General features: G+C 45.3%; 9 protein-coding genes. 3 read left to right on the forward strand and 6 right to left on the reverse strand.

From position 1 onward, the window contains the following. Positions 1-20: 20 nt before the first annotated feature. The 3 genes from QZW47_RS04390 to QZW47_RS04400 all read left to right on the forward strand — a co-directional run bounded on the left by QZW47_RS04390 (position 21) and on the right by QZW47_RS04400 (position 3976). Positions 21-311: a hypothetical protein gene (locus QZW47_RS04390; protein WP_293124365.1), complete on the forward strand. Its 291-nt coding sequence runs from the start codon at positions 21-23 to the stop codon at positions 309-311. Further along, positions 215-2833, forward strand: coding sequence for a M1 family metallopeptidase (locus QZW47_RS04395; RefSeq protein WP_293124367.1), 2619 nt, complete (start codon positions 215-217; stop codon positions 2831-2833). Before QZW47_RS04390 ends, QZW47_RS04395 begins: the two co-directional genes overlap by 97 nt. Before the next feature lie 726 nt (positions 2834-3559). Next, positions 3560-3976 (forward strand): NUDIX hydrolase, encoded by a 417-nt coding sequence (locus QZW47_RS04400; protein ID WP_293124369.1) that lies wholly within the window; start codon positions 3560-3562, stop codon positions 3974-3976. Positions 3977-4170: 194 nt separating this feature from the next. Here QZW47_RS04400 and QZW47_RS04405 read toward each other — a convergent pair whose 3' ends face one another. From QZW47_RS04405 to petC, 6 genes are all read right to left on the reverse strand, one after another. Continuing rightward, positions 4171-4653: a hypothetical protein gene (locus tag QZW47_RS04405; RefSeq protein ID WP_293124371.1), complete on the reverse strand. Its 483-nt coding sequence runs from the start codon at positions 4651-4653 to the stop codon at positions 4171-4173. A gap of 51 nt (positions 4654-4704) precedes the next feature. Continuing rightward, positions 4705-5757 carry an FAD-dependent oxidoreductase gene (locus QZW47_RS04410; protein ID WP_293124373.1) on the reverse strand — a complete coding sequence of 351 codons (1053 nt, stop codon included), beginning with the start codon at positions 5755-5757 and terminating at the stop codon, positions 4705-4707. Between the two features lie 259 nt (positions 5758-6016). Continuing rightward, entirely contained in the window at positions 6017-6472 is a 456-nt protein-coding gene (gene psbQ / locus QZW47_RS04415) for a photosystem II protein PsbQ (protein ID WP_293124375.1), read from the reverse strand. Between the two features lie 90 nt (positions 6473-6562). Beyond that, positions 6563-7414 carry an alpha/beta fold hydrolase gene (locus tag QZW47_RS04420; protein ID WP_293124376.1) on the reverse strand — a complete coding sequence of 284 codons (852 nt, stop codon included), beginning with the start codon at positions 7412-7414 and terminating at the stop codon, positions 6563-6565. Between the two features lie 337 nt (positions 7415-7751). Then, positions 7752-8741, reverse strand: coding sequence for a cytochrome f (gene petA / locus QZW47_RS04425; protein ID WP_293124378.1), 990 nt, complete (start codon positions 8739-8741; stop codon positions 7752-7754). A 161-nt stretch (positions 8742-8902) separates the two neighbouring features. Next, positions 8903-9445 (reverse strand): cytochrome b6-f complex iron-sulfur subunit, encoded by a 543-nt coding sequence (petC, locus tag QZW47_RS04430; RefSeq protein ID WP_293124380.1) that lies wholly within the window; start codon positions 9443-9445, stop codon positions 8903-8905. Positions 9446-9465: the final 20 nt, after the last annotated feature.

A 9465-nucleotide genomic window follows, 5' to 3' on the forward strand; every position in this document is an offset into this window, starting at 1 on the left:
TGAATTTCAATTGCAGGCTGATGATTGCAGACATTAGCCTTGCTGATATTGTAGCTAAAAAATCTTTTTTTCCATCCCGGCAACGATCGCCCCAATTTTCAACAAGATTAGCGACAACAGCAACTGGGACGCGCTACTCTGTAATTATGCTGGCAGTTCAGCTTTCCTCGCCACTGCTAGCGATCGCCGATCGACTCACAACTCCTCAATCACAATGTCACACACCTACTTTGATGCTGAAAACAGCCACAAATCCTTCGAGATGCCCGGTGCTAGACCCCACTACAACCCCGATCGCCCCGGACAAGTAGAGCATATTTTCCTCGATTTAGTGCTGGATATTCCCAAACAAAGTTTTCGCGGCACTTGCAGCATCCGCATAAATCCTGTCCGCAGCGGTATTGACAAATTAACCTTAGATGCTGTCAACCTGAATATTAAATCAGTAAAAGTCGGCGACACCGAGCAAAGTTTCGACAGCGACGGCGAAGTGCTGCAAATTCAACTGCACGAACCAACAGTAGCTTACGAACCAATTACAATTGCGATCGCCTACTCGGTAGAAAAACCCCAGCGCGGTCTCTATTTCGTCGGCCCAGACAAACACTATCCAGACAAACCAACCCAAGTTTGGACTCAAGGTGAAGACGAAGATTCCCGCTTCTGGTTTCCCTGTTTCGACTATCCCGGACAGTTGGCAACTTCCGAAATTCGAGTGCAAGTTCCCCGACAACTTTTTGCAATATCTAACGGTGAATTAATTAGCACAAAAAATGACGGCGATGATAAGATTTATCACTGGTCGCAAACTCAAGTTCACCCGACATATTTAATGACATTAGCAGTCGGAGATTTTGCAGAAATCAAAGACGAATGGAACGGCAAACCAGTTAATTATTACGTCGAAAAAGGTCGCGAAGCAGACGGTAAGCGCAGCATGGGCAAAACGCCTCAAATGATTGAGTTCTTCTCAAAAGCATTTGGCTATCCTTACCCTTTTCCTAAATACGCTCAAGTTTGTGTCGATGATTTCATCTTCGGCGGGATGGAAAATACTTCGACAACTTTGCTAACAGATAGGTGCTTGTTAGATGAACGCGCCAGCCTTGACAATCGCGGTACTGAAAGTTTAGTCGCCCACGAATTAGCTCACCAGTGGTTCGGCGATTTAGTAGTAATTAAACATTGGTCTCATGCTTGGATCAAAGAAGGCATGGCTTCCTATTGTGAGGTGCTGTGGACTGACAAAGAATACGGCAAAGAAGATGCGGCTTATTATATGTTAGGTGAAGCCCGCAATTATTTAGCTGAAGACAGTTCTCGCTACCGCCGCCCGATGGTTACTCACGTTTACCGCGAAGCGATCGAATTGTACGATCGCCATTTGTACGAAAAAGGCGCTTGCGTTTATCACATGATTCGCGCGGAGTTGGGCGACGAACTATTTTACAAAGCAATTCACACTTTTGTGCGCGATAACGCTCACCAAACTGTGGAAACGATCGATTTGCTCAGGGCGATCGAAAAAGCCACTGGTCGCAATCTGACGTTTTTGTTTGACCAATACGTTTATCGCGGCGGTCATCCAGATTACAAAGTTGCTTATTCCTGGGACGGCGATAGCAAATTAGCCAAAGTTACTGTTACCCAAACTCAGGTAAAAGACAGCAAAAATGGGAACGGTAATAGCAAAGATGTCTTTGACCTCAGAATTCCGATCGGCTTCGGGTACAAGCCGGAAAAAGATGCAGATGATGACAGTTCTGCGAACCTAAAAACTTTCACAGTCCGAGTCCACGAACGCGAGCAAAGTTTCTATTTCCCCCTCGAAGAGAAGCCTGCATTTATCAGTTTTGATGTTGGCAATAAATACTTAAAAACAGTTGTTTTAGAGTATGGAGTTGCCGAACTAAAAGCTCAGTTGCAGTTCGATCCAGACCCGGTTTCCCGGATTTATGCCGCCCAAGCTTTGGCGAAAAAGGGAGGACTAGAAGCGGTAAATACGCTGTCAGAAGTTCTCAATAAAGAGTCGTTTTGGGCGGTGCGCGCAGAAGTTGCGAGTCAGTTAGTTGAGATTAAACTCGATCAAGCTTTTGACGGTTTAGTAGTTGGTTTGAAGGATAAAGATGCTAGGGTGCGCCGCGCGGTGGTGAATGCGCTGGGTAAAATCAAGACTCACGAGACTTATAAGGCGCTGAGGGCGATCGTTGAAAAAGGCGACGCCAGCTATTATGTAGAAGCGGCCGCAGCGAGTGCTATGGGCTCGATCGCAGGGGCTAACCCGGATGAAAAACCGACGGACGAACAGGTACTAAAAGAGTTAAAGTTGGTACTGAAAGAGCGTCAGGGCTGGAATGAGGTTGTGCGATCGGGTGCGATCTCCGGTTTGGCGCAAATGAAAACTTCGGAAGATGCGCTAAACCTGATTTTGAAATACACAGCCGTCGGTACTCCGCAAGCTTTGCGCTTGTCTGCAATTCGCTCTTTGGGGACAATTTCGACAGGTCAAACTAAGCTTAATTTAGAACGAATTTTGCAGCGACTCGCGGAACTTGCTAAAGAGACGTTTTTCTTGACTCAAGTATCTGTAGTTGTGGGTTTAGGACAGATGGAAACTCGCAAAGCTATTCGCATTTTGCGTTCTTTAGCTGACCAAACTCCCGACGGCCGCGTCCGTATGATGGCTGATGAAGCGGTGCAAAGAGTGCAGAAAAATGCTGGTTCTGATGCAGCGGTGAAGCAGTTGCGGGAAGAGTTAGATCAGGTGAAAAAGGAGAATCTAGATTTGAAGAGTCGGATGGAAAATCTGGAGGCTAAGTCGAAGAAAGATTAGGCTTTTTGATAGCGGTAAGGTGCGCTGCGGTGCACCTTGCATAATAACTAGCATTGAGGAGGCGATCGCAAATGTCGAACCTGGGACGGCTATCATCATCTTTACTATATATCAAAGAGTTACAACAATTCTAGCATTAGGTATCCTGGGAGACAGTTCGCCCGGTCAATAGTAGCTATCAACTTTGTTGATGAATTTGGCAAAAGTCTCGGGTGCATCTCAATGAAGGCAAATATGTTTGTAGGGGCGAAGCATGACCGCAGTCAATATGGGATTATAACTAATAACTTATATGCGGTCATGCTTCGCCCTCTTCAAAAGTGAGATGCACCCAAAGTCTCGAAACGCCCTTATTTGTGTTAGGTGTGGTTAAAGTCGCGGTTTGCGATCGCCCTGTTATTAAAATAATCTTATTTTTTAGCTGTCTTGCATTGAAGTTTGGTATTTTAAGCACAGGCAAAATCCTAAATATTTCTATTTCTGACTTAGTTATTGTCTCGGCTGAGAAATGGCAGATAGAAATTAAGCAATCATACTCAATAAATAAACCTGGATTTTATTCTGAGGAAATGACTACCAGCTACTATTTTTCTGAAAATAAACTGGTTTTGCTGTACTGGCGCGTCAGTTCTAATAGATAATCAGGGTGTATCGACATTTTTATTTTGAATCTTCAACTGTAAATCAAGTTGAAGCAGCCTTTGCACCCTAAAGATTGCATAAATCATGAGTACAAGAACTATTGTATTGGTAGAACAATCGGCTGTCATTCCCTACCGTATTCAAAACGGACAAATTGAAGTAATGGTGATTACTTCTTCAACAGGTAAGCGGTGGGTGATTCCTAAAGGGCTAATTGAACCTGACATGACTCCTCAAGATTCTGCGGCTAAGGAAGCTTGGGAAGAAGCGGGTTTGTTGGGTAAGGTGTTCCCGGATTTGCTGGGAACTTATGAGTATCAGAAGTCTGGCTATATTTGTCAGGTAGAAGTATTTTTACTACAAGTACAAACTGTTCTGGAAAATTGGCCGGAAGCTAGTTGTAGAAAGCGACAGTGGGTAAGTATTCCGAAAGCAATTAAGCGGGTTAATGAACCGGAACTTAAACAGATTCTGGCAGATTTGCCGAATCGATTCTGGTGATTGGGTTCGTAGTAAGGACTTTAGTCCTAATTAAGGTTTGTAGTGAGGACTTTAGTCCTAATTAACTCAAATATAGAGAAAGGACTGAAGTCCTCACTACAAACCTCTGAGGAAGAGTTCTAATTAACTTAAGCATAAAGAAAGGACTGAAGTCCTCACTACAAACCTAGGATATCGCTATGAAAACTTTCTCCTTAAGCGTTAGCTGACAGGAAAGGAATGCTTTCAGCTAAATTATCCTTGACTTCAATTCCCTGTTTTCTCGCCCAAAACTGGCTGAGAAAATGAATTTGGCGCAAACCGACAACTAGATTCAAACCAGGTACAAAAATCCACCAAACTGTTAACGGTTCTTTGAGTCCTTCTTGGCGATACAATTCGTTAACTGTGTTATAAAGTTTGAACTGCACGATGTAAATCCAAGCAATTCCTACGAATGAAAACCAACCAAACCATCCGGGAACGTCGGGATCGAATAGCCGCAAAGCTTGGGGAATGGCTACTCCTAAAACAAAGGGAAGCAAGCAAAGTGTCCCCGACCAACCTTTGCCGTTATAACTCCGCAATTCTTCTTGGATAATCCATTTGTACCAGCCGTAATATAGCATTAAGCTGACTACTGACAATAATATTACTCGCCACAAGGAGCGGGGTTTACCTAAAGGTTTGTCGGACATTTTGAGATGTAAGATATGAATGGCTTTATTTATTGTATTAACATTTGTAAATTATTGCAAAATCATCTCTCGGATCGATCGCGCGGTTGCAGGGGCCAGCAGCACACCGTTGCGGTAGTGGCCACTAGCGATGAAAACCTTGCTGTCACCGGGAAGCGTCTCGATAATTGGGGCCGGGCGTCCTTCCGGGCGCGGGCGCAATCCCGACCATTTTTTGAGGATTTCAGCTTCGGCTAAGGCGGGATAAAGTGCGATCGCCCTTGCCATCACTTCCTCCAACATATCAGTATTCGCCTGAATTTCTCCGCCACTTTCGGGAAACTCCACCGTCGCGCCTACCCAACATTCTTGATTTGCCAAAGGCACAATATGGACATCATCGCAGGTAATTACTGGCGCAAAATCTGGGTTTCCTAAAGGATGTTTCAGGCGCAAATGCAGCGCTTGTCCCAATACCGGGCGAATGTCCACCAATTGATTTAACGACGCGGTGACAGCCGCAGAACCTAGGCCAGCGGATACAATTAGTCGATCGAACTCGCCACTAGCAGCAATCGCCGATCCTTCAACTTCTACCCCAAACTCAAAAATCACCCCATTCTGTTTAGCAGCATCCACCAAAGCCAAAGTTAGTGCGGTGGGATCGATTTGTCTGTCTTGAGGCGAATAAATTGCTGCAATTATGTTATTATTTAAATCAAGATGAGGGCAAAACTCGCGCACTCGTTCCACATTCCAAAGTTCTAATTGCCAACCTTGAGACTTGCGAGTTGCTATCAACTTTTCCCACTTAGTTAAATCTTCTCCTTCCGAACACAACATCAAAATTCCCTGTTTGTTAAACGGAATTTTTCGCCCCGTTGCTGTTTCCAATTCAGGAATCAAAGTTTCGTAATGCTGAAGGCTGGTTTCCCTCAACTGCCAATTTCTGCCCTTAGTTTTGTGACTGATAACTCCCATCAAAACGCCGAGGGCTGCACCTGTAGAACCTTGGGCGGGCCAGTGTTTGTCGAATACAGTTACTTTTAGTTCGGGGAATTTACTTAGTTCAAAGGCGATCGAAGCCCCGACAATACCACAACCAATAATTGCAATGCGAACCATGCGATTTTATATTTTATAGAAGAAGACGGGGCGGTTGAAACCGCTTCTATACAAACAAAACCCGCCTGCGCGGGTTGACTAACTGGCCGTAAAAATTACGTTTCACGATATTCTGTTCAGTCCGCGGAGGCGGACTTTGTTTGTGTAGACGCGGTTTCAACCGCCGTCTGCTTTGTTTGTGTAAACGCGGTTTCAACCGCCGTCTGCATCACGATTGTCTTCAGTCCGCGGAGGCGGACTTTGTTTGTGTAGACGCGGTTTAAACCGCCGTCTCTGCTTTAGGAAGTAGCTGCAAGAAAGTATCGAAATCATTCACAGCTTTTTTATAATTAGCAGTGATTTTTGGATAATCAGCAAGTTTAGCAGCGTTATCAATCTCGACCAAATCAGCAAACAAACTCTTGGTCAAATCAATAGCTTGCTGTTGAGATTTCGGCAACAAAGTGGCCGACACGGTTTTCATCGTGCCGCGCAATTCGCCTAGAGGGCCGTGAATGTAAGTTTTGGCATCAATCCAATTTTTTTTCTGAATTAGGGTTCCGAGGTTGTCCATGCGCGATCGGAACTCTGTCAGGGTAGGAACATAGCGCTGAATTTGCTGGATCTGGGCTGTTGTGTAAGTAGTGGGAACTTTTGCTTCGACACTGCTACAACTAACCAGAAATGCCATCAAACACGCCATCATCAAGGCGAAAAATGAACGGGGACGAGTCATATCGATTTCAGATTTTAGATTTTAGATTTCTCGTTGCGGGCAGGCACGGGGTACTGCCCCTACCGGGCACTGAGAGTTAGGTACAAAATATTATTTTACCTCCTGACGGCGCAGAAAAGTTATCAGAGCATTGCCAACTTTTTCTGACCAATGTTCTTGAGGATAATGCGAGACTTCTTCTAGGGTGACTAACTCGGCATTTTTCATGGAAATGACTAATTTTTTAGCGGGTTCAACACTCAGCCAAGGGTCAGTCAAACCCCACACAAATAAGGTTGGTTGTGTCCATCCTTGGAAGCCGGATTCAATTTCTGCCATTGACTGCGGTAATTGAATGTTGCGGATTGTGTTCATTAGCGATCGCCCCGCATCCGAACTCTTCAAAAACGGGCTGCGGTAAACATCTAAATCCTTGTCTGATATGATTTTGCGGCTGCCGCCTTCGAGGGTTCTGTCCACCAAAAGCGGGTCTTGCGTCATCATGTCGCCAATAAAAGGCAGTCCCAACTGCTGCATTTTCCAAGGCAATTTGATATCTGCTGAAATTGGTGTATTGATGACTACTAAACGATCGACTTTATCGGGGTTTCTCAAAGCGTATTGAATGCCGACAGATGCTAAAAAGCCTTGGACTACTAGGGAAACTCGGTCTAGTTCTAGTGTTTGAATAAAGCCAGCGAGGGCGTCCACAAAGGCATCGGGAGTGTAAGCAAAGTCGCGTTTGTCTGGTTTTGTCGATCGCCCGTAGCCCACCCAATCCGGGGCGATAGATCGAAATCCCTGGGTTGCCAAATCCGGCATAATCGAAGTCCAGGTAAAGCTTTGAGAAGGCAAACCGTGCAGCAGCAGCACCGGTGATTTATCACTTTCGTTTACCGGATTTGCTTCCCGATAAAACCATTCCAGTGAACCTACTTGGATTGTTTTCTCATCAATTGCCATTATTTTACTTCTTATAGTAGATGTCATTTGGAAGAAGGAAGAAGGAAGAAGGAAGAAGGAAGAAGGAAGAAGGAAGAAGGAAGAGGGTAGAAGGTACGAAGAATGTAGTAGATAAGAATGTTTTAATTATCGTATAGCGGTTCTCAAAAACATGAGGTATGCCCCATGCCCTATGCCCCATGCCCTATGCCCTATGCCTGACATACCTCACCTTTGAAAGGCTATATCATCGAGCGTTTGTGATATTTATCTAAAGAATAAGGCGGGGAATACCCGCCTTACTTACTTAATAGTTGGACACGCACATATCGCTTTACCCAACTAATTAAAGCCGCGCTTAGAAATTCATTTCAGCAGCTTGTACTTTTTCGACCTGTTTCTTCTTGAGAACCAGCATGATTTGAGCCAACATTGTCAAAGCGATGAAAGCCATCAAACCTGTAACTCGATTGGCACTTTGCAGCACGATTTCCACGTCTTTTTGACCGAAACCACCCACATTAGGATTGTTCGTCAAAAGTTCGCCTGCTGCAACAGTTTGTCCTTCAGTAACAATCAGTTCTGGACCTGCGGGAATTGTATCAACAACCGCTGCACCTTCTGCTGGTTGAATTGTCAATTCATAACCGCCATCTTCCGGTTGAGAAATTTTAGAAATGGTGCCAGCTACCGAAGCATTATAAACAGTATTGTTGCTCTTGGCGCCTGTAGGATAAACCTGACCGCGACCGCGATTTCCGCCGACATAAATTAGATATTTGCCGTAGTGAACTGACTTGTCAGTTGCGGGATTTGGCGACAAAACTGGGAATACCAATTCTTTGTATTGTTCACCAGGCAGCGGGCCTACTAAAACAATATTTTCTTGGGTTTCGCTGTAAGGTTGGAAGTAAAGATCGCCGACTTTTTCCTTCATTTCTTCGGGAATTCTGTCAGCGGGAGCAATTTTGAAACCTTCGGGTAACATCACTACTGCGCCGACATTCAAGCCGCCTTTGCTACCGTCGCCGGTAACTTGCTGCACGCTTTGATCGTAGGGAAGCTTGACCACAGCTTCAAACACTGTGTCAGGTAAAACGGATTGCGGTACTTCAACTTCTGTTGGTTTGGCACCGAGGTGACAGTTAGCGCAAACAATTTTGCCAGTTGCTTCGCGGGGAGTAGCTGGTGCTGTTTGCTGAGCCCAGAAAGGGTAAGCAAATGCTGCTTGGGGAAGTGCGATGTCGCTACTGAGAAAAAATCCGGCGGCGGCGATCGCAATTAAGGCAGTTTTGGCGATCGTCCTGGCACTGCGGCGAAATATCGCAGATAAGTTAGTTTGTGGCATCAAAGTATTCAATCTCACTCAAAGGTCAGACAATTTTGTATTTGGAATTTGGGATTTGGAATTTGGAATTTGGAATTCTTAGACTGCTTTAGGAGGCTATTATCTTTGGGTTTTACCGCTGACTGTCAATCTAAAATCTAAAATCCAAAATCCAAAATCATTTAAGACCAGGTAGGTGCTTCGCCGGTGCGGAAATCTGTTTCTTTCCAAGGGGTAAAAGCAATCTTGTCATCTGCAACAGTGGCGTGGGCCAGGGCCAGAGACAAAGGTGCGGGGCCGCGTACCACTTTGCCCTCACTGTTGTATTGAGAACCGTGGCAAGGACACATAAACTTGTTTTCGCTAGCATTCCAAGGTACGACGCAACCCAAGTGAGTGCAGACTGCGTTGATGCCGTATTCAGCCAGAGTTAAGTCTTTTTGCACCACAAGATAGGTGGGGTCGCCTTTGAGGCCTTGGGCCAAACTGCGATCGCCCGCAGGGTGCGAAGTCAAATATTCGCTAACGATGATGTCGTTACCCAAGGCATCTTTAGCTGTGACACCGCCACCAGCAGCCCCACTCGACGGAGGAACAAAATACTGGACAACGGGATAGAGTGCGCCCAGTGCCACACCTGTGACTGTACCGAACGTCAGCAAATTCATAAATTGGCGACGCCCCATATCGGGAACATCGGGATTTCCAGCAGAAGTTTGAGCCATGACCTGCCTTTACGGTTTTA

This window comes from Microcoleus sp. bin38.metabat.b11b12b14.051, assembly GCF_013299165.1.
Taxonomy (GTDB): domain Bacteria; phylum Cyanobacteriota; class Cyanobacteriia; order Cyanobacteriales; family Microcoleaceae; genus Microcoleus.